Source organism: Saccharopolyspora sp. NPDC045941, assembly GCF_056431445.1.
In genome coordinates, this window is the sequence record NZ_JBWKKU010000010.1 from 97,559 (window position 1) to 115,809 (window position 18,251).

At 70.7% G+C, this 18,251-nt stretch carries 16 protein-coding genes; 13 read left to right on the plus strand and 3 right to left on the minus strand.

Features of this window, described 5'->3' with window-relative positions; all coding sequences use genetic code 11:
* Nucleotides 1–164: 164 nt before the first annotated feature.
* The 11 genes from AC07FN_RS10710 (at nt 165) to AC07FN_RS10760 (ending at nt 11,931) form a co-directional block, all read left to right on the plus strand.
* A complete protein-coding gene (locus tag AC07FN_RS10710) occupies nt 165–1,046 on the plus strand; it encodes a 3-oxoacyl-ACP reductase (protein ID WP_478395414.1) in 882 nt (293 codons plus the stop codon).
* Between the two features lie 43 nt (nt 1,047–1,089).
* The gene (locus tag AC07FN_RS10715; RefSeq protein ID WP_478395415.1) at nt 1,090–2,598 is read left to right on the plus strand and encodes an aldehyde dehydrogenase family protein; all 1,509 of its coding nucleotides are present in this window, start codon (nt 1,090–1,092) and stop codon (nt 2,596–2,598) included.
* A gap of 1 nt (nt 2,599) precedes the next feature.
* Nucleotides 2,600–3,346, plus strand: a complete 747-nt coding sequence (locus tag AC07FN_RS10720) for a glucose 1-dehydrogenase (RefSeq protein WP_478395416.1) — start codon at nt 2,600–2,602, stop codon at nt 3,344–3,346.
* Between the two features lie 181 nt (nt 3,347–3,527).
* Nucleotides 3,528–4,259 (plus strand): MlaE family ABC transporter permease, encoded by a 732-nt coding sequence (locus AC07FN_RS10725; protein ID WP_132489696.1) that lies wholly within the window; start codon nt 3,528–3,530, stop codon nt 4,257–4,259.
* Between the two features lie 4 nt (nt 4,260–4,263).
* Entirely contained in the window at nt 4,264–5,115 is an 852-nt protein-coding gene (locus AC07FN_RS10730; protein WP_358612852.1) for an MlaE family ABC transporter permease, read from the plus strand.
* Complete coding sequence (locus AC07FN_RS10735; protein ID WP_478395417.1) at nt 5,112–6,437, plus strand: MCE family protein; 1,326 nt, start codon at nt 5,112–5,114, stop codon at nt 6,435–6,437. The genes AC07FN_RS10730 and AC07FN_RS10735 overlap by 4 nt, the downstream gene beginning before the upstream one ends.
* Nucleotides 6,434–7,471 (plus strand): MCE family protein, encoded by a 1,038-nt coding sequence (locus tag AC07FN_RS10740; RefSeq protein WP_478395418.1) that lies wholly within the window; start codon nt 6,434–6,436, stop codon nt 7,469–7,471. Before AC07FN_RS10735 ends, AC07FN_RS10740 begins: the two co-directional genes overlap by 4 nt.
* Nucleotides 7,468–8,487, plus strand: a complete 1,020-nt coding sequence (locus AC07FN_RS10745) for an MCE family protein (protein WP_478395419.1) — start codon at nt 7,468–7,470, stop codon at nt 8,485–8,487. Before AC07FN_RS10740 ends, AC07FN_RS10745 begins: the two co-directional genes overlap by 4 nt.
* The gene (locus AC07FN_RS10750; RefSeq protein WP_478395420.1) at nt 8,487–9,638 is read left to right on the plus strand and encodes an MCE family protein; all 1,152 of its coding nucleotides are present in this window, start codon (nt 8,487–8,489) and stop codon (nt 9,636–9,638) included. Before AC07FN_RS10745 ends, AC07FN_RS10750 begins: the two co-directional genes overlap by 1 nt.
* Nucleotides 9,635–10,786, plus strand: coding sequence for an MCE family protein (locus tag AC07FN_RS10755; protein ID WP_478395421.1), 1,152 nt, complete (start codon nt 9,635–9,637; stop codon nt 10,784–10,786). The genes AC07FN_RS10750 and AC07FN_RS10755 overlap by 4 nt, the downstream gene beginning before the upstream one ends.
* The gene (locus AC07FN_RS10760; RefSeq protein WP_478395422.1) at nt 10,786–11,931 is read left to right on the plus strand and encodes an MCE family protein; all 1,146 of its coding nucleotides are present in this window, start codon (nt 10,786–10,788) and stop codon (nt 11,929–11,931) included. Before AC07FN_RS10755 ends, AC07FN_RS10760 begins: the two co-directional genes overlap by 1 nt.
* 71 nt (nt 11,932–12,002) lie before the next feature.
* On the opposite strand, the gene AC07FN_RS10765 is transcribed toward AC07FN_RS10760, so the two are convergent.
* The 3 genes from AC07FN_RS10765 to AC07FN_RS10775 are packed head-to-tail and all read right to left on the minus strand — an operon-like array spanning nt 12,003 to nt 14,978.
* A complete protein-coding gene (locus AC07FN_RS10765; protein ID WP_478395423.1) occupies nt 12,003–12,893 on the minus strand; it encodes a DUF2268 domain-containing putative Zn-dependent protease in 891 nt (296 codons plus the stop codon).
* A 50-nt stretch (nt 12,894–12,943) separates the two neighbouring features.
* The gene (locus AC07FN_RS10770) at nt 12,944–13,597 is read right to left on the minus strand and encodes a response regulator (RefSeq protein ID WP_478395424.1); all 654 of its coding nucleotides are present in this window, start codon (nt 13,595–13,597) and stop codon (nt 12,944–12,946) included.
* A 4-nt stretch (nt 13,598–13,601) separates the two neighbouring features.
* The gene (locus AC07FN_RS10775; protein ID WP_478395425.1) at nt 13,602–14,978 is read right to left on the minus strand and encodes a sensor histidine kinase; all 1,377 of its coding nucleotides are present in this window, start codon (nt 14,976–14,978) and stop codon (nt 13,602–13,604) included.
* 191 nt (nt 14,979–15,169) lie between these two features.
* Between AC07FN_RS10775 and AC07FN_RS10780 the strand changes: the two genes are divergently transcribed.
* Both AC07FN_RS10780 and dnaK read left to right on the plus strand, forming a co-directional pair.
* Nucleotides 15,170–16,096 carry a lysostaphin resistance A-like protein gene (locus AC07FN_RS10780; protein ID WP_478395426.1) on the plus strand — a complete coding sequence of 309 codons (927 nt, stop codon included), beginning with the start codon at nt 15,170–15,172 and terminating at the stop codon, nt 16,094–16,096.
* A 252-nt stretch (nt 16,097–16,348) separates the two neighbouring features.
* Entirely contained in the window at nt 16,349–18,181 is a 1,833-nt protein-coding gene (gene dnaK, locus AC07FN_RS10785) for a molecular chaperone DnaK (protein WP_478395427.1), read from the plus strand.
* The last annotated feature ends 70 nt before the right edge of the window (nt 18,182–18,251 follow it).

Below are 18,251 nucleotides of genomic sequence, written 5' to 3' on the forward strand. Positions count from 1 at the left end.
ATCTGCTCTCCGGCCCTTGATTGCAAGCGAGAACACGTTCTACTGTGTCTTGGGTAACAGTGCGGGCGATCATGGTGAGGTGGCCAACCGGTGGAGGCAGCGGTGCTCAAGGGGAAGCGAAATGGTCCGCCAGATCGTGACCTTCGACTGAGCCGGGAGGCGCGGTGAGCTTGGACGGGAAAGTCGCGATCGTCACCGGAGCAGGTGCGGGGCTCGGTCGCGCGGAGGCGCTGGCCCTGGCCCGGGCCGGTGCGAACGTCGTGGTCAACGACGTGTCCGATGGCGCGGCGGCGGTGGTGGCCGAGATCGAGGAGCTCGGCGTCAAGGCCGTGGCGGTCGCCGGGGACATCTCCGACAGCGCCGTCGCCGACGAGCTGGTCGGCACCGCGGTGCAGCGCTTCGGCGGCTTGCACGTGGTGGTGAACAACGCCGGCGTGTTGCGGGACCGGATGTTGTTCAAGATGACCGAGCAGGAGTGGGACGACGTCATCCGCGTCCACCTGCGCGGCCACTTCCTGGTGTCCCGCAACGCCGCAGCGCACTGGCGGGACGAGTACAAGCAGACCGGATCGACCTGCGGCAGCGTGATCAACACCGCTTCGGAGGCGTTCCTGCTCGGCTCTGCGGGGCAGCCGAACTACGCGGCGGCCAAGGCGGGCATCGCGGCGCTGACCGTGTCCACGGCGCGCGCGTTGGGGCGGATGGGTGTGCGGGCGAACGCCATCTGCCCGCGGGCGCGCACGGCGATGACGGAGGAAGTCTTCGGCCCGGCACCGGAAACCGGCGTCGACCCGCTGTCGACCGATCACGTCGCGCCGTTGGTCGCCTACCTGGCCGGCCCCGGCGCGCAGGCGATCAACGGCCAGGTCTTCGTGGTGCACAGCGGGATGATCGCGCTGATGGCGGCGCCCGTCGTCGAGCAGCGCTTCGACACCGGCGGTCCGCTGTGGACGGAGGACGAGCTGGCCGGCACCGTCGGCGCCTACTTCGCGCAGCGCGACCCGGAACGCAACTTCGCCAGCGCCGAGCTGCTTGCCCTGCCCTAGCCATACCCACAGCCAAGAGAGTCCCCAGGCGAGGAGGAGCCAGATGGCCCTGACCGTGCGGCAGCATCTCGACGCCGCGGCGCTCAAAGACGGATTGCTGCTGGTCGACGGCGAGTGGCGGCAGGCCCGCGCGGGCCGGACCTGGATGCACCACCACCCGGCGACCGGCGAGGCGATCGGCGACTTCGCCATCGCCGATGCCGACGACGTCGACGACGCGGTCCGCGCCGCGCGCCGGGCGTTCGACGAAGGCCCGTGGCCGACCATCCGCGCCGGCGAGCGGGTGCGGCTGCTGCGCCGCTGCGCCGACCTGCTGCGCGAGAACGCCGACGACCTGCGGGCCCGCCAGGCGCTGGACAACAGCGTGCCGCTGTCGTTCGGCACCGTCTACGCGGGATCGGTGGACGTGGCGGCCGACGTCTTCGACCACCACGCCGGGTGGATCGACAAGGCGGGCGGCGAGACGCTGCCGCCGTACCAGGGCGGCGACCACCTGGCGATGACCTTCCGCGAGCCGGTCGGCGTGGTGGCCGCGGTGCTGCCGTGGAACGCGCCGTTCCTGCTGTTCGCGCAGAAGATCGCGCCCGCGCTGGCCGCTGGGTGCACCGTGGTGCTGAAGCCGTCGGAGTACGCGACGTTCAGCGTGCTGCGGATGGTGGAACTGCTGCTGGAGGCCGGTATCCCGGATGGCGTGGTCAACGTCGTCACCGGCCCCGGCGACCCGACCGGCGAAGCGCTGATCACGCATCCGCAGGTGGACAAGGTGAGCTTCACCGGCAGCCGCGAGGTCGGCCGCCGCATCGTCGAGGCCTCCGCGGGCACCATGAAGCGCGTGTCGCTGGAACTCGGCGGCAAGAGCCCGGCCATCGTCTTCCCGGACGCCGACGTGGGCTTGGCGGGCATGACCGCGATGGGCATGGTCACCCTCGGGCTCTCCGGGCAGGCCTGCGTCGCGCACACCCGCGCGCTCGTGCACCGGGACGCCTACGACGAGTTCGTCGGCGCCGCCGAGCTGATCGCCGGCTCGGTCACCTACGGCGACCCGTTCGACGCGGGCGTGCTGTCCAGCCCGCTGATCAACCAGCGGCAGCTGGACCGGGTGCTGGGCTTCATCGACAAGGGCCGCGAGGAAGGCGCGCGGCTAGTCACCGGCGGCGGACGGCCGGACGGCGACCTGAGCGCCGGGAACTTCGTGCAGCCGACGATCTTCGCCGACGTCGACAACGCGATGACGGTCGCGCAGCAGGAGATCTTCGGCCCGGTGCTGACGGTCGTGCCGTTCACCGACGAGGACGAGGCGGTGCGGATGGCCAACGACTCCGAGTACGGCCTCGGCGCCGGGGTGTACACATCGGACGTCCGGCGGGCGTTCCGGGTGGCGAAGCGGATCCGCACCGGCACGGTCGGGATCAACGGGTTCCAGGTAGAGCCGCACCTGCCCTTCGGCGGCTACAAGCAGTCCGGGCTCGGCCGGGAGGGCGGCCGCTCCGCGTTCGAGGCGTACACCGAGCTCAAGACCGTGCTGCTGCCGCTGACAGACGAGTTGATGTGACATGCGGTTAGCGGACAAGGTCGCGATCGTCACGGGCGCCGCGCGCGGCCAGGGCGCGGCGACGGTGCGCCGCTTCGTCGCCGAGGGCGCCAAGGTGCTGCTGGCGGACGTGGCCGACGAGGCGGGTAAGGAACTCGCCGACGAACTCGGCCCGGCCGCGGTGTACCAGCACCTCGACGTCGGCTCGGAGGACGACTGGGTCGACGCGGTGCGGGCGGCGCGCGAACTCGGGCCGGTCGGCGTGCTGGTCAACAACGCCGGGGTGCTGCACTTCTCGGAGCTCGCGGACACCAGCCTGACCGACTACGAGCGGGTCATCCGGGTCAACCAGATCGGCACGTTCCTGGGCATGCGGGAGGTGATCCCGGCGATGCGCGAGGCGGGCGGCTCGATCATCAACGTGTCCTCCGTGGAGGGTCTGGGTGGCATGCCGCTGCTGGTGGCGTACTCGGCCAGCAAGTTCGCCATCCGCGGGATGACGAAGGTGGCCGCGATGGAGCTCGGCAAGCTGGGCATCCGGGTCAACTCGGTGCATCCCGGGGCGATCGACACCCAGATGATCCACGACGCGGCGGGCGGCCAGGTCCCGATGGACCACGTCGGCAAGCGCGTCGCGCTGGGCCGGGTCGGGCAACCGGAGGAGATCGCGTCCCTCGCGGTCTTCCTGGCCAGCGACGAGAGCTCTTACTGCACCGGCGCGGAGTTCACGGCCGACGGCGGCGCAACGGCAACGCACGCACTCGCCTGACCAGGCGAGAGGCAAGGACATCCCTGACGGTTCCACACCCGATGGGGTGGGTTCTTCCGCAATTTCAATGGAAATCGGACCTTCGATTTCCATTGAAATTGCGGGGACCCCGGATCAGCGCGGATCGGGAGGTGAGCTGGTGGCAGTGCGGAGTGCTGGGGCGTTCGCGCAGGTCGGGCGGATGGCCACGCTCGGGTGGGAGGTGCTGCGGGCCGTGCCGCGGCGGCCCTTCCAGGTCCGGGAGTGCATCCAGCAGGCCTGGTTCTTCGCCAGCGTCACGATCCTGCCGACCGCGCTGGTGGCGATCCCGTTCGGCGCCGTCATCGCGATGCAGCTCGGGTCGCTGACGCAGCAGATCGGGGCCCAGTCGTTCACCGGCGCCGCCAGCGCGCTGGCCATCCTCCAGCAGGCCAGCCCGCTGATCACCGCGCTGCTGGTGGCCGGGGCCGGCGGGTCGGCGATGTGCGCCGACATCGGTGCGCGCACCATCCGCGAGGAGATCGACGCGCTGGAGGTGCTCGGGATCTCGCCGATCCAGCGGCTGATCGTGCCCCGCGTCATCGGCGCGGTGCTGGTCGCCCTGCTGCTCAACGGCATGGTCAGCGTCGTCGGCGTGCTCGGCGGCTACTTCTTCAACGTGATCCTGCAGGGCGGCACGCCCGGCGCGTACCTGGCCAGCTTCAACGCCCTCGCGCAGCTGCCCGACCTGTGGATCAGCGAGTTCAAGGCGCTGCTCTACGGGTTCGTCGCCGGCGTCGTCGCCGCCTACCGCGGCCTCAACCCGGCCGGCGGGCCGAAGGGCGTGGGCGACGCGGTCAACCAGGCCGTGGTGATCACGTTCCTGCTGCTGTTCCTGATCAACCTGGTGCTCACCGGGATCTACCTGCAACTCGTGCCCCCGAAGGGATTGTGAGCCGATGGCCGTCGTCGACCCGGTCGCCGCCCCGTTGCGGCGGCGGATCACCCGCGGGCCCGGCGACGCGCTCGCCGAACTGGGCTGGCAGCTGTCGTTCTACCTGCGCGCCCTCGCCCTGGCGCCCGTCGCGCTGCGCCGCTACTACCGCGAAACCGCCCGGCTGCTCACCGAGGTCGTGTTCGGCAGCGGCGCGCTGGCCGTCATCGGCGGCACGCTCGGCGTGATGATCGGCATGACCGTCGCGACCGGCGCGATCGTCGGCCTGCAGGGCTATTCCTCGCTGAACCAGCTCGGCACCTCGGCGCTGACCGGGTTCGTCGCCGCCTACTTCGACACCCGCGAGGTCGCGCCGCTGTCGGCGGGCCTGGCGCTGTCGGCGACCGTCGGCTGCGGGTTCACCGCGCAGCTGGGCGCGATGCGGATCTCCGACGAGATCGACGCCCTGGAGGTGATGGGCGTGCGGACGCTGCCGTACCTGGTGACCAGCCGGGTGCTGGCCGGGGTCGCGGCCGTCATCCCGCTGTACGTGGTGGGGCTGCTGGGCTCGTACTTCGCGTCCCGGCAGATCACCGTGTGGTTCTACGGCCAGTCCGCGGGCACCTACGACCACTACTTCCACCTGTTCCTGCCGCCGGAGGACGTCCTGTGGTCCTTCGGCAAGGTGATCGTGTTCAGCATCGCGGTGATCCTGACGCACTGCTACTACGGCTACACCGCGCGCGGCGGCCCGGCTGGTGTCGGCGTCGCGGTGGGACGAGCGGTGCGCACCTCGATCGTGCTGGTCGCGGTGCTGGACTTCTTCCTCAGCCTGGCCATCTGGGGCTCCACCACGACGGTTCGGATCTCGGGATGAGCGGCCGGCGGAGCAGGCGCCGCTACCAGGCGCTCGGAGTGGTGTTCCTGGTCGCGGCCGGGATGTTCGTCGCGGGCACGATCGCCATGTACCGCAAGGCGTTCACGCCGGTCGTGGCGGTCAGCCTCGAAACCGACCGGATCGGCAACCAGATGCGGGTGGGCGCCGACGTCAAGGCGCGCGGCGTGGTGGTCGGAGACGTGCGCGGCGTGCGCGCCGAGGGCGACCACGCGGTGCTCGACCTGGCGCTGCGGCCGGACCAGGCGGAGCTGATCCCGGCGAGCGCGTCGGCGCGGCTGCTGCCCAAGACGCTGTTCGGGGAGCGCTACGTCTCCTTGCACATCCCGGAGAACGCCGGCTCGCGGGCGCTGGCCTCCGGCGACGTCATCCCGCAGGACCGCAGCGGGTCGGCGATCGAGATCGAGAAGGTGCTCGGCGACCTGCTGCCGGTTCTGCAAGCGGTGCAACCGGAAAAGCTCTCGACGACGCTGACCGCGGTGTCGCAGGCGCTGGACGGCCGCGGCGAGCAGCTCGGCGACACGCTCGTGCAGCTGGACGGCTACCTGGAGCGGCTGAACCCGTCGCTGCCGAAGCTGGAGTCGGTCATCGCGCGCATCGACGACGTGGCCGACACCTACGCCGAGGCCGCGCCCGACCTCGCGCAGGCGCTGTCCGACCTGACCACCACCAGCAAGACCATCGCCGAGCAGCGGCAAGCGCTGAACACCATGCTGGGCACCGTCACCGGCAGCGCGAACGACCTGAACCGGTTCCTGGCGCTGAACGAGGACAACCTGATCAACCTCACCGGCACATCGAGGTCCACTTTGGAACTCCTCGCCGAATACGCCCCGGAGTACCCCTGCATGCTCAAGCAGTTCGCGGACTCGATCCCGAACGCCGAGCGATCCTTCGGCAAGGGCACCGAGAACCCCGAGATCGCCAAGTTCACCATCGAGATCACCGGCAGCCGCGGCAAGTACCTGCCGGGCGTGGACACGCCGAAGTACCTGGACCAGCGCGGGCCGCGCTGCTACCCGTGGGTCGAGGCGCCGGACACCTTCCCGCAGTATCCGCCGGGCGGGCCGGTGCAGGACGGTTCCGTGTTCCCGGAGCCGCCGCGCGACCGCGACGAAGTGTTCCCGTGGAAGCGGAAACCGGCGTCCACCACGTCGCAGTCGGTGGCGAACACGCCCGCCGAGCGGGACCTGCTGTCGACGCTGCTGGCGCCGCAGATGGGCGTGCCGCGCTCGGACGTGCCGGACTGGAGCGGGCTGCTGGTCGGCCCGGTCTACCGCGGGGCGGAGGTGACGGTGAAATGAGGTCGATAGCCGCGCCGCTGGTCAAGCTGCTGATCTTCGCGGCGGTCACGATCACGCTCACCGGGGTGCTCGCGATGACCATCGCCGCCTCCACCTCCAGCTCCGCCGGCTCCTACCACGCGCGGTTCGCCGACGCCTCCGGCCTGGACGTCGGCGACGACGTGCGGATGGCGGGCGTGAAGGTGGGCCGGGTGACCGGGCTGGAGGTCGTCGACGGCAAGCACGCCCTGATCCGCTTCGACCTCGACGCCGGCCGGCGCCTCCCGCGCGACGCCGCCGCGACCGTGAAGTTCCGCAACCTCGCCGGCCAGCGCTACCTGGCGCTGGACGCGGCGCTGCGCGATCCGGCGGACGTGCTGCCGCCCGGTGGCGAGATCCCGCTGGAGCGGACCCATCCGGCGCTGAACCTCACCGCGCTGTTCAACGGGTTCAAGCCGCTGTTCCAGGCGCTTTCGCCGCAGGACGTCAACCAGCTCTCGGGCGAGATCGTCCAGGTGCTGCAGGGCGAGGCGGGCACGGTGGACAGCCTGCTCGCCCACACCGCGTCGCTGACGTCCACCATCGCCCGCAAGGACGAGGTGATCGGCCAGGTCATCGACAACCTCAACGCCGTGCTGACCACCGTCAACGCGCGCGGCCCGCAGCTGGGCGAGCTGATCACCTCGATGCAGCAGCTGACCAGCGGATTCGCCGAGCAGCGGAAGCCGGTGGGGGAGGCCGTCGCCGCGCTCGGCGAGCTCTCCAACACCACCGCCGGAATGCTGGAGGAAGCGCGGCCGCCGCTGCAGAGCAGCATCGGCGAGCTGAACCGGGTCGCCGGCATCCTCAACGCCGAGCAGCCGAAGCTGGAAGCCGACCTGCAGAACATCCCGGAGCGGCTCAACGCGCTGACCAGGACCGTCAGCTACGGAAGCTGGTTCAACTTCTACCTGTGCCGGATCTCGGGCACGGTCGGGATCTCCGAGCTCAACATCTCGATCCCGATCCTGCCGCTGCCGGCCTCGGAGATGCCGGAGAGGTGCAAGCCGTCATGAAGCCGTTGCGGGAGCGGAACCAGGCCGTCGTCGGCCTGGTCGCCGTCGTGCTCATCATCTGCGCCACGCTGGGCGCGTTCTTCGCCAAGGACCTGCCGGTGATCGGCGGCGGCACCACCTACGAGGCGTACTTCTCCGAGTCGGCCGGGCTCGCGGCGGGCAACGACGTGCAGATCGCCGGGGTCAAGTCCGGCGAGGTCACCGACGTCTCGCTGGCGGGCGACCGGGTCCTGGTGTCGTTCCGCGTCGACGGCGCGCAGATCGGCGACCGCAGCCGGGCGAGCATCGAGATCAAGACGCTGCTCGGCGAGAAGTACCTGGCGCTGCAACCGGAAGGCGCCGAGGAGCTCGCGGAGCCGATCCCGGTCGAGCGGACCGCCGCGCCGTTCGACATCCCGGACGCGCTCGACCAGCTGACCCGCACCGCCGACCAGGTCGACACCCAGCAGCTCGCGCAGAGCTTCCGCGTCCTGGCGGACACCTTCCGCGGCGCGCCGCAGCACATGGGCCAGGCCATCGACGGGCTTTCGCAGCTGTCGCAGACCATCGCCTCGCGCGACCAGCAGCTCACCGAACTGCTGCGCAACACCAGCGGCGTGAGCAAGATCGTCGCGGACCGCGACGATCAGGTGCAGCGGCTCATCTCGGACGGGAACCTGCTGCTGACCGAGCTGCAGCACCGCCGGGAGGCGATTTCGGCGCTGCTGATCGGAACCCAGCGGCTCTCCGACGAACTGCGCGGCCTGGTCGCCGACAACCAGCAGCAGCTGCGGCCGACGCTGGAGCAGCTCAACCAGCTGACCGAGATGCTGCAGCGCAACCAGGACGACCTGGGCCGCGTCGTGGCGGCGATGGCGCCCTACGTGCGCGGCTTCAACAACACGGTGGGCAACGGCCGGTGGTTCGACGGCTACCTGTGCGGTCTGTTCCCGCCCGCGATCAACGCCGGGCCGCTGCAGACGAACACGACGTCCTGCGAGATCCCGGTGCCGACCCGGCCCGTCGGAGGTGGCTGATGTCCAAAGTGGTCGGAATCGGATGCGTGCTGGCGCTGCTCGTGAGCGCGGGATTGTGGTGGCTGTTCACCGATCCCGGCAAGCAGATCACCGCGTACTTCGACCGCACCGTCGGGGTCTACGCCGGATCCACCGTGCGGGTGCTGGGCGTCGAGGTGGGCAGGATCGACGGCGTCGTGCCGCAGGGCGACGTGGTGCGGGTGGACATGCACGTCGACGACGACGTGCAGATCCCGGCCGACGTGAAGGCCGTGGTGGTCGCGCCGAGCCTGGTCAGCGACCGGTACGTGCAGCTCACCCCGGCCTATTCCGGTGGCGCGGAGCTGGTTTCGGGCGCGGTGCTGGCCAAGGACCGCACCGCGACGCCCGCCGAGCTCGACGACCTCTACCGCAGCGCCAACGCGCTCGCGCAGGCCCTCGGCCCGGACGGCGCGAACAGCACCGGAGCGCTGTCCGAGGTGCTGTCCACCTCGGCCGCCGCGCTGGAGGGCAACGGCAAGGACCTCAACGCCACGGTGAAGCAGCTCGGCGACCTCGCGGGCACCCTGCAGGAGAACCAGGGCGACCTGTTCGCCACGATCGACAACCTGAACACCTTCACCGCGACGCTCGCCGCCAGCGACCGGCAGATCCAGGAGTTCTACGGGCGGGTCGACGACGTCACCGGATTCCTGGCCGGTGAGCAGCAGCAGATGGGTGCCGCGCTGAGCTCGCTGGCGGTCGCGCTGGACGACGTCTCCCGGTTCATCCGCGACAACCGGGAACTCATGACGTCCAATGTGGACAACCTGACGGGCGTGACGCAGCAGCTGGTGGATCAGCGCCAGGCGCTGGCGGAGGTGCTCGACGTCGCACCGCTGGGCGCGACGAACTTCATCAACTCCTACGACGCGGCCTCCGGCAGCGTCACGGTCCGCGGCCACCTCAACGAGCTCACCCACCCGCCGGTGCTGATGGTGTGCAAGCTGATCCAGCACAGCATGCCCGAGCCGGTGCCGCAGGGCCTCAAGGACGCCTGCGACAAGCTCGCGCCGTACCTGGACGGCAAGCTGCAGCTGCCGTCGATCGGCGAAACCCTGCACCACCTGCAGCAGGGCGAACTGCCGCCGCTGCCGCTGGTGGACGCCGCCCAGCAAGGAGGCCCCCGATGAAGCGGTTCGCGCCGGTCCTGCTGGCGGCGCTGCTGGTTTCCGGTTGCGGCACGGCGGGATTCACCGGTCTCTACAACGCCCCGCTGCCCGGCGGCGCGGAGCTGGGCTCGAACCCGTACCGGGTGACCGCGCACTTCGCCGACGTGCTCGACCTGGTGCCGCAGTCCAGCGTGAAGGTCAACGACGTCGCGGTCGGGCGGGTGGAGCGGATCGAGCTGAGCCCCGACAACACCACCGCGCTGGTGCACATGTCGGTCAACGGCGACGTCCGGCTGCCCGCCAACGCCGACGCCCAGCTGCGGCAATCGAGCCTGCTGGGGGAGAAGTTCGTCGAGCTCGCGGCACCCACCGGCGCGGCCGAGGGCGCGCTGGCCGACGGCGCGGTGATCCCGCTGGAGCGCACCAACCGCAACCCGCAGGTCGAAGAGGTGCTCGGCGCGCTGTCGATGCTGCTCAACGGCGGCGGCGTGGCGCAGCTGCAGGACATCGTGCGCGAGCTCAACGGCGCGTTCACCGGCAACGAGGCGGAAATCCGTTCGCTGCTGGGAAATCTCAACGAAACGGTCACCCGGCTGGATGGGCAGAAGGAGAACATCACCCGCGCCATCGACGGCCTCAACCGGCTCTCGTCGACGCTGCGCGGGCAGACCGACCAGATCGCGGGCGCGATCGACGGCTTGGGCCCCGGCCTGCGAACCCTGGAGGAGCAGCGCGGCCAGCTCGTCACCATGCTGCAGTCGCTGGACCAGCTTTCCGGCGTGGCGGTGCAGACCGTCAACCGCAGCAAGGACGACATGGTCGCCGACCTGCATGCGCTTGCGCCGACGCTGCAGAAGCTCGCCGAGACCGGCGACGCGTTGCCGGACGCCATCGCCTACCTCGCGACCTACCCGTTCCCGGAGTACGTCATGAAGCCGCTCAAGGGCGACTTCGTCAACGCAGACGTGCGGTTCGACCTGGACCTGAGCACGATCATGGAGAACCTCACCCGATCCTCCGGCCCGCTGATCCCGATCCCCGGTCTCAGCGACGCGGGCCAGCCGGGACTGCGGCCGCCACCGCCGGCCCCGGCCCTGCCGCCGCTGCCGATTCCGGCGCCGCAGTCGATGCCGCCGGTCCCGGCCCCGATCCAGTTGGGAGGACGCTGATGTTCGCGCGGAAGACCAAGATCCGGCTGGGGCTGTTCATGGTGCTGGCGGTTGTGGGCATCGGCTACGCGGGCGGGCAGTACGCCGGGCTGGACCGCTACTTCGGCGGCAGCGGCTACACCGTGACGGTGCGGATGGCGGACTCGGGCGGGCTGTTCACCAATTCCGAGGTGACCTACCGAGGCGTCGCGGTCGGCCGGGTCACCGAGATGCGGCTCACCGACGCGGGCATCGACGTCGACCTGCACATCGACGACGCCGCGCCGCCGATCCCGGCGGGCGCCCGGGTCGCGGTGGCCAACCGCTCGGCGGTGGGGGAGCAGTACCTCGACCTGCGCCCGGAGCGCGACGGCGGCCCGTACCTGGCGTCGGGATCGGTGATCGAGCAGGAGCGCACCGAGTTGCCGCCGGCGCCGGAATCACTGCTGGTCGACCTGGACCGGCTGGTCGGCAGCGTCCCGGTCGACGACCTGCGCACGGTCGTCGACGAGGTCGGCACGGCGTTCGACGGCACCGGTGGTCACCTGCAGCGCATGCTGGACGCGACGAGTTCGGTGACGGCCGCCGCCGACCAGCACCTCCCGCAGACCACCGGGCTGCTGGCCAACAGCGACGTGGTGCTGCGCACCCAGCAGCAGCAGTCGGAGCAGATCGTGTCGTTCAGCAGCGGGCTGCGCGAGATCTCCGGGCGGCTGAAGGAATCCGACCCGGACCTGCGGCGGATCATCAACGGCGCGCCGGCGGCGAGCCAGGAGGTCGACGCGCTGCTGCGCAGCGCGGGCACGGATTTCGGCGTGGTGGTGGCGAACATGCTGACCACGATGCAGATCACCGACGTGCGCGGCCCGGCGATGGAGCAGATGCTGGTGGCGCTGCCGGTGATCTCGGCGTTCTCCCACACGCTGTCGCCGGACGGCACGGGACACCTCGGCCTGGTGCTGAACTTCTTCAACCCGATCGCCTGCACCAGGGGCTACGAGGGCACGCCCCGCCGCCCGGGAAGCGAAACGGCGCCGGGCCCGACGAACGAAGACCTGCACTGCGCGGAACCCCCGGGCAGCGTGATCAGCGTCCGAGGCTCCCAGAACGCCCCCCGAGCCCCGGTCCCGGACCCGGTAGCCCCACCACCCCCGTTCGACCAATGACGGCCACCCGCGCGCACTTCGTGCCGCTACAGCAGCACAAAGTACACACGGGCCGGTCGGAGCCCTCGTGGTCAGGCGTTCGTTGGCACGCCTGCGTTGGTGAGGATCTCGCGGGCCGAGAGGGCCGTGCTCTCGGCCGCCGTGAGGCCGGAGGCCGCCAGGTGCGCGTCGACGATGCGCAAGCCCGCCGCGTAGCCCGCGAAGTCCGGTAGCCCCACCGGTTGCAGTCCCATGCGCTGGGCCGTGGCGTCGCCGAAGACGTACGGAGGCAGGTTCTCCATCCCCGCCACGTCGATCCCGGCCGTGATCTTCCGGTACGCCGAGTCCAGTTCCGCGCCGGTCAGCGTTTGAGACCACGGGCCCATGGCCTGCTCACCGGACAGCTCGCGCACGAACGCCTCGGCCAGGCCCTCCGCGATGACCTGTTCCCCGACCGTGACGGCAGTGGGGTTCCAGACGACGTTCGCGTAGCGCACGTTGTGGTGCAGCTCGTGCGCGGCGGCGTGGTCGATCTTCGCCAGGCTCGTCTCGGTGGGCCACATGTAGAGCTGGATCGCGCCCGGGAACCCGCCCAGGCCGAAGTACCCGGCACTGCGCGCCATCAGCTGCTCGTCATCGGGATTGCCGAGCAGCAAGACGACGTGCACGGTGTCGGCGTGCCCGATGCCGGGCACCGCGCCGCTGATCCGCTCCCACGCGGTGGTGAGAGATTCCTCGATCCGGCGCCACACTTCGGCTTCCTGCATCTGGTGCAGCGCGGGCACGTATCGCGGGTCGTCGCAGTCGAGCCGGAAGCCGCTGCCACCCATTTCGTACATCTGGACCAGGTCCACATCCCCCATCACGGACATCGCGGACTCCAGCGGGCTGAGCGTCTCCCGCATGGCGTCGCGCCGCTCCGCCTGCGGTCGCCGGAGGAGGTCGAGCATGGCGGACGCCGTGTCATGAACAACGATCTTCATGGTCCGGGACCGTAGGGTCTCCAGTCGCTGGAGGGTCAAATCTCCCGGTGTCAGCCGGGCTGGAGACCGGCGTCGTGGGCCAGGATGGCGGCCTGGACCCGGTTCGCGCAGTCGAGCTTGGTGAGGATCCGGCTGATGTGCGCCTTCGCCGTGCCCGTGCCCATGTGCAGGCGTTGGGCGATCTCCGCGTTCGACAATCCCGCCGAGACCAGCCGGAGCACGTCCCGTTCGGTGTCGGTGAGCTGGTCGATGCGGCGCTTGGCCGCCTCCGCTCCGTCGTCGCCGGACAGCAGGTGGCGCTCGATGAGCCGGCGGGTGATCTGCGGCGCCAGGATCGACTCGCCGGTCGCGGCCACCCGCACGGCCCGGATGAGCTCGGTCGGCCCGGTGTCCTTGAGCAGGAATCCGACGGCTCCCGCCCGGAGCGCCCTGGCGACGTTCTGGTCGTCGCCGAACGCGGTGAGCATGGCCACGTTGGTGCGCGGCGATTCGCGGGCGATGTCGGCGACCGCGGTGATCCCGTCGCCGCCGGGCATCTGCACGTCCAGCAGGGCGACGTCGACCTCGTGCTCGCGGCACGCGCGGACGGCGGCGCGCCCGTCCGCCACCTCGGCCACCACCTCGACGTCTTCGGCGTTCGCCAGGATGAGGCGGATACCCGCTCGCATGAGCGTTTCGTCGTCGGCGATGAGGGTCCGGATCACCGGGTCATCCTATGGCGAGCAGGATGATCAGCATGATCAAGCCGGTGGCGACCGGCACGAGCGCCAGCAACCCCAGGCACCCGGCGCCCACCGCGCGGGGCAGCGTGAGCACCTCGGCGTCGAGCGGCTCCCGCACCTCAGGGAGCGGGCGGTTGGCGACCGGCGCGGGCACGGCCGGGTGCGCGGCGAGTTCGGCCGAGATCCGGAAGCCGCCCTCGGGCGTGGGGCCGGCGGTGAACGCGCCGCGGAGCAGCTCGATCCGCTCTTCCAAGCCGACCAGCCCGTGCCGGGTGCCCGAAGGGCGGTGCGCGCCGTGCGCCGCGCCGTTGATCACGCGCACCCGGATGCGGCCGGCCTCGTAGGCGACCTCGACCCTGGTCGGCGCGGTGGGGGCGTGCTTGTGCACGTTGGTCAGCCCCTCCCGCACCACGCGGTGCACGGCGTGACGGGCCCGCACATCGGCGTCGTCGACGTCCGCCCCGGACCAGATCAGCTCGACGGCGATGCCGGCGCGGCGGGATTCGGCCACGAGATCGGCGATGTCGGCACGGGTTCCGCTGTGCTCGCCGACGGTTTCGGGCGACGTGCCCTGGGTGTCGTTGAGGACTCCCAGGATCTCGCGCAGTTCTGCCATCGCCGTCGCGGCCGTGGTGCGCAGGAGCTCGGCCTGACCGCTGAAGCGGGGCGCGTCCTCGGCCGCGGTGATCTCCAGCGCCCCGGCGTGCATCGAGATCAGGCTGAGCCGGTGCCCGAGCATGTCGTGCATCTCGGTGGCGATGTGCGCGCGTTCCTTCAGGCGAGCCTTCTCGGCGGTGAGCTCCTGCGCCCGCTCCAGGTACTGGTTGCGTTCCCGGAGAAGCCGGACGAGCGGCTGACGCCGGCCTAGGACGCCGCCGGACAGCGCCGGGAGCAGCAGCAGGAACGCGACCGTGAGCGCGAAACCGGCGAGGGTCTCGCCGAGGCCGCCCGGGGCGTTCCACTCGTGCATGACCGCGAGCAGGAGGTCCACGACGGCGGTCGCCAGCACCGCCAGCCACAGGCGCCGGGCTGGCGTGATGCGCCGCGCCACCGAGAACGTGACGAAGGGCAGCGTCGCCGCCGCCCAGATGTTGTCGCTGGCGAACACCGGAGCCGTGGCCAGCAGCGTCGCCACCGGCCATCGCCTGCGGGCCGGAACCAGCAGCGCCGCCCAGCACGCCGTCGCGGCGGTGACGGCGAAGTGGCTCGACGGCAGCAGCGAAGCAGGGCTCGGCACGAGTCCGATGCCCAGCACCACGAGGAAGGCCGCCAGCTCGCCGGCCACCACCTGACGTGGTGCCGCGCGCACGGCTCGCGCTTCTTGGGCGACGGCGCCTCGCGCCTTTTCAACCAGCGGAGACACCCGCGAATACCTCACCTCGGACGATCGGTCGTCGACCGATCCATTGTCGGCCAGCACCCGGCCCGCCGGGCAGTGCCGACTGGCCCGCAGATCATGGCCGATCGGCCACGCGGTCTGGCCGGGTGGCACGCGATTCGGCGGCGGCCGGCTCCTTAGGCTCCAACGCGACGAATCACCTGGAAGGGACGAACATGAGTCTTCAGCGGGAATCGGCCGTCGATGCCCACGGCACGCCGTACCACCTGCTCGCGCGCACACCGGCGCACCGCTGGTGGCGGCCGTTGGTCGGGATCCTGCTGCTGGTCGCGCTCGCGGTGGTGTGCCTGCTGGTGATCAGCGCCGTCGGCATGGGCCTGGCGGTGCTGGTGGGCATCGGGCTGGACGCCGAGCTGGGCTTCTCCGCCCCGCTGTGGGAATTCGCGTTCGGCTTCGCCAGCATCGCCGTCCTCCTGCCCGCCGTCCTGCTGACGGCGCGGTGGGCGCAGCGCCGCCCGGTCGGCACGGTGTCCAGTGTGGAGGGACGGCTGCGCTGGCGGTGGCTGCTGGACTGCGTGGGATGGGCGATGCTGGGTTTCGTCCTCATCGCCGTCGTCGACCTCGCCCGGGGACAGGGCGTGGACCCGGCGGCGTGGCCGGGCTGGCCGACGTTCCTGGCGGTGCTCGCGATCGCCGTGACCCTCGTGCCGTTGCAGGCCGCGGCCGAGGAGTACCTGTGCCGCGGGTGGCTGGTGCAGACCTTCGCCTCCTGGACCCGCACCCCGTGGCCGGGGGCGGTGGCCACCTCGGTGCTGTTCGTGGCGTTGCACGACTACACCGAGCCGCTGGTGGTCGCCGACCTCTTCGTCTTCGCGATGGCCATGTGCTGGCTGACCATCCGCACCGGTGGCCTGGAGGCGGCGATCGCGCTGCACGTGGTGAACAACGCCGCCTTCGCCGTCTTCGCCGGCACCCAGGGCGTGCCCAGCCTCGACCAGAGCGGCAGCTACTCGGTGTGGGACGTCCTGCCGACCACGGTCCTGACCGTGGTCTACACGTGGTGGATCGACCGCCGAGCCCGCCGCCGCGGGATCGTCACCCGCAGCCGACCGGCCGCGGCCGGATTCACCTCGGCGCGGTGAGCGCCGCCTCGGGGCGACAACGTTGGCTACGGCCCACCGGTACTGCGGCGGGCCGCAGTCCGAGCCGGTGGCCGCGCACGCCGGGCGGCCCCGCTCGTTGGTGACCGGCACGCTGGTGCTGGTCACCGAGCGCAGCGCCGCGCTCCACCCCCTGCGGTCTTTGCCCAGGTGGCCGCGGTCGTGGGGGGTTCCCATACTGAGGGTGTCGGCCTCGCGGGACCCGCCCACCGGCGGGTCAGAGGGGAGGGCGTGATGGGGCGCGCGGTTGGAATCGACCTGGGGACGACGAACTCGGTGGTGGCCGTGCTGGAGGGCGGCGAACCGACGGTCGTCGCCAACTCCGAGGGCTCGCGGACCACGCCGTCGGTGGTGGCCTTCGCGAAGAACGGCGAACTGCTGGTGGGGCAGCCCGCGAAGAACCAGGCGGTCACCAACGTGGACCGCACCATCCGGTCGGTCAAGCGGCACATGGGCACCGACTGGTCGGTGCGGATCGACGACAAGTCCTACACCCCGCAGGAGATCAGCGCCCGGGTGCTGATGAAGCTCAAGCGGGACGCGGAGTCCTACCTCGGCGAGGACGTCACCGACGCGGTGGTGACGGTGCCCGCGTACTTCGACGACTCGCAGCGGCAGACGACCAAGGAAGCGGGCCAGATCGCGGGGCTGAACGTGCTGCGGATCATCAACGAGCCCACCGCGGCGGCGCTGGCCTACGGCCTGGAGAAGGGCGAGAAGGAGCAGACCATCCTGGTCTTCGACCTCGGTGGCGGCACCTTCGACGTCTCGCTGCTGGAGGTGGGCGAGGGGCTGGTCGAGGTCAAGGCCACCTCGGGCGACACCCACCTCGGCGGTGACGACTGGGACGAGCGGGTCGTCGAGTGGCTGGTGGACCGGTTCCGGGCCTCCTCGGGCATCGACCTGAACAAGGACCGGATGGCCATGCAGCGGATCAAGGAAGCCGCCGAGAAGGCCAAGATCGAGCTCTCCAGCTCGTCGCAGACCAGCGTCAACCTGCCCTACATCACGGTCGACGCGGACAAGAACCCGCTGTTCCTGGACGAGACGCTCTCCCGCGCCGAGTTCGAGCGCATCACCTCCGACCTGCTGGAGCGCTGCCGCAAGCCGTTCAACAACGCGATCCGCGACGCCGGGATCAAGGTCGGCGACATCAACCACGTGGTGCTGGTGGGCGGGGCGACCCGGATGCCCGCCGTGACCGACCTGGTCCGCGAGCTCACCGACGGCAAGGAGCCGAACAAGGGCGTCAACCCGGACGAGGTCGTCGCCGTCGGCGCAGCCCTGCAGGCCGGTGTGCTGCGCGGTGAGGTCAAGGACGTCCTGCTGCTGGACGTCACCCCGCTGTCCCTGGGCATCGAGACCAAGGGCGGCATCATGACCAAGCTGATCGAGCGCAACACCACGATCCCGACCAAGCGCTCCGAGACCTTCACCACCGCCGAGGACAACCAGCCGTCGGTGATGATCCAGGTCTTCCAGGGCGAGCGGGAGATGGCCGCGCACAACAAGAAGCTCGGCATGTTCGAGCTGACCGGCCTGCCACCCGCGCCGCGCGGCATGCCGCAGATCGAGGTCACCTTCGACATCGACGCCAACGGCATCGTGCACGTCAACGCCAAGGACCTCGGCACCGGCCGGCAGCAGTCCATCAAGATCAGCGGCGGCTCCGCGCTGCCGAAGGACGACATCGACCGGATGGTCAAGGACGCCGAGGCGCACGCCGAGGAGGACCGCAAGCGCCGCGACGAGGCCGAGACCCGCAACCAGGCGGAAACGCTGGTCTACCAGACGGAGAAGGTCCTCACCGACAACGCCGACAAGATCCCGGCCGACACCCGGACGCAGGTGCAGGACGCGATCAAGGAAGTCAACGAGGCCCTCAAGGGCGACGACGTCGACAAGATCCGCGCGGCGGTCGACCACCTCGCGGCGACGTCGCAGGCCATCGGCCAGGCCATCTACGGCCACCAGCAGGCGGCGGCCGGGGACGGCGAGGCGAAGCAGGCGGAAGAGGACGTGGTCGACGCCGAGATCATCGACGAGGACGACAAGAAGAAGGAGTGATCCGGAGCTCCGAAGTGGATCGCACCGGGCTCGGTCCTTTCGCTGCTGTGGCGACACGAAGTGCACACGG

Coding starts and splice junctions, on each gene's coding strand:
- AC07FN_RS10715 (WP_478395415.1), top strand. CDS start 1,090: ATGGCCCTGACCGTGCGGCAGCATCTCGACGCCGCGGCGCTCAAAGAC.
- AC07FN_RS10720 (WP_478395416.1), top strand. CDS start 2,600: ATGCGGTTAGCGGACAAGGTCGCGATCGTCACGGGCGCCGCGCGCGGC.
- AC07FN_RS10725 (WP_132489696.1), top strand. CDS start 3,528: ATGGCCACGCTCGGGTGGGAGGTGCTGCGGGCCGTGCCGCGGCGGCCC.
- AC07FN_RS10730 (WP_358612852.1), top strand. CDS start 4,264: ATGGCCGTCGTCGACCCGGTCGCCGCCCCGTTGCGGCGGCGGATCACC.
- AC07FN_RS10735 (WP_478395417.1), top strand. CDS start 5,112: ATGAGCGGCCGGCGGAGCAGGCGCCGCTACCAGGCGCTCGGAGTGGTG.
- AC07FN_RS10740 (WP_478395418.1), top strand. CDS start 6,434: ATGAGGTCGATAGCCGCGCCGCTGGTCAAGCTGCTGATCTTCGCGGCG.
- AC07FN_RS10745 (WP_478395419.1), top strand. CDS start 7,468: ATGAAGCCGTTGCGGGAGCGGAACCAGGCCGTCGTCGGCCTGGTCGCC.
- AC07FN_RS10750 (WP_478395420.1), top strand. CDS start 8,487: ATGTCCAAAGTGGTCGGAATCGGATGCGTGCTGGCGCTGCTCGTGAGC.
- AC07FN_RS10755 (WP_478395421.1), top strand. CDS start 9,635: ATGAAGCGGTTCGCGCCGGTCCTGCTGGCGGCGCTGCTGGTTTCCGGT.
- AC07FN_RS10760 (WP_478395422.1), top strand. CDS start 10,786: ATGTTCGCGCGGAAGACCAAGATCCGGCTGGGGCTGTTCATGGTGCTG.
- AC07FN_RS10765 (WP_478395423.1), bottom strand. CDS start 12,893: ATGAAGATCGTTGTTCATGACACGGCGTCCGCCATGCTCGACCTCCTC.
- AC07FN_RS10780 (WP_478395426.1), top strand. CDS start 15,170: ATGAGTCTTCAGCGGGAATCGGCCGTCGATGCCCACGGCACGCCGTAC.
- dnaK (WP_478395427.1), top strand. CDS start 16,349: ATGGGGCGCGCGGTTGGAATCGACCTGGGGACGACGAACTCGGTGGTG.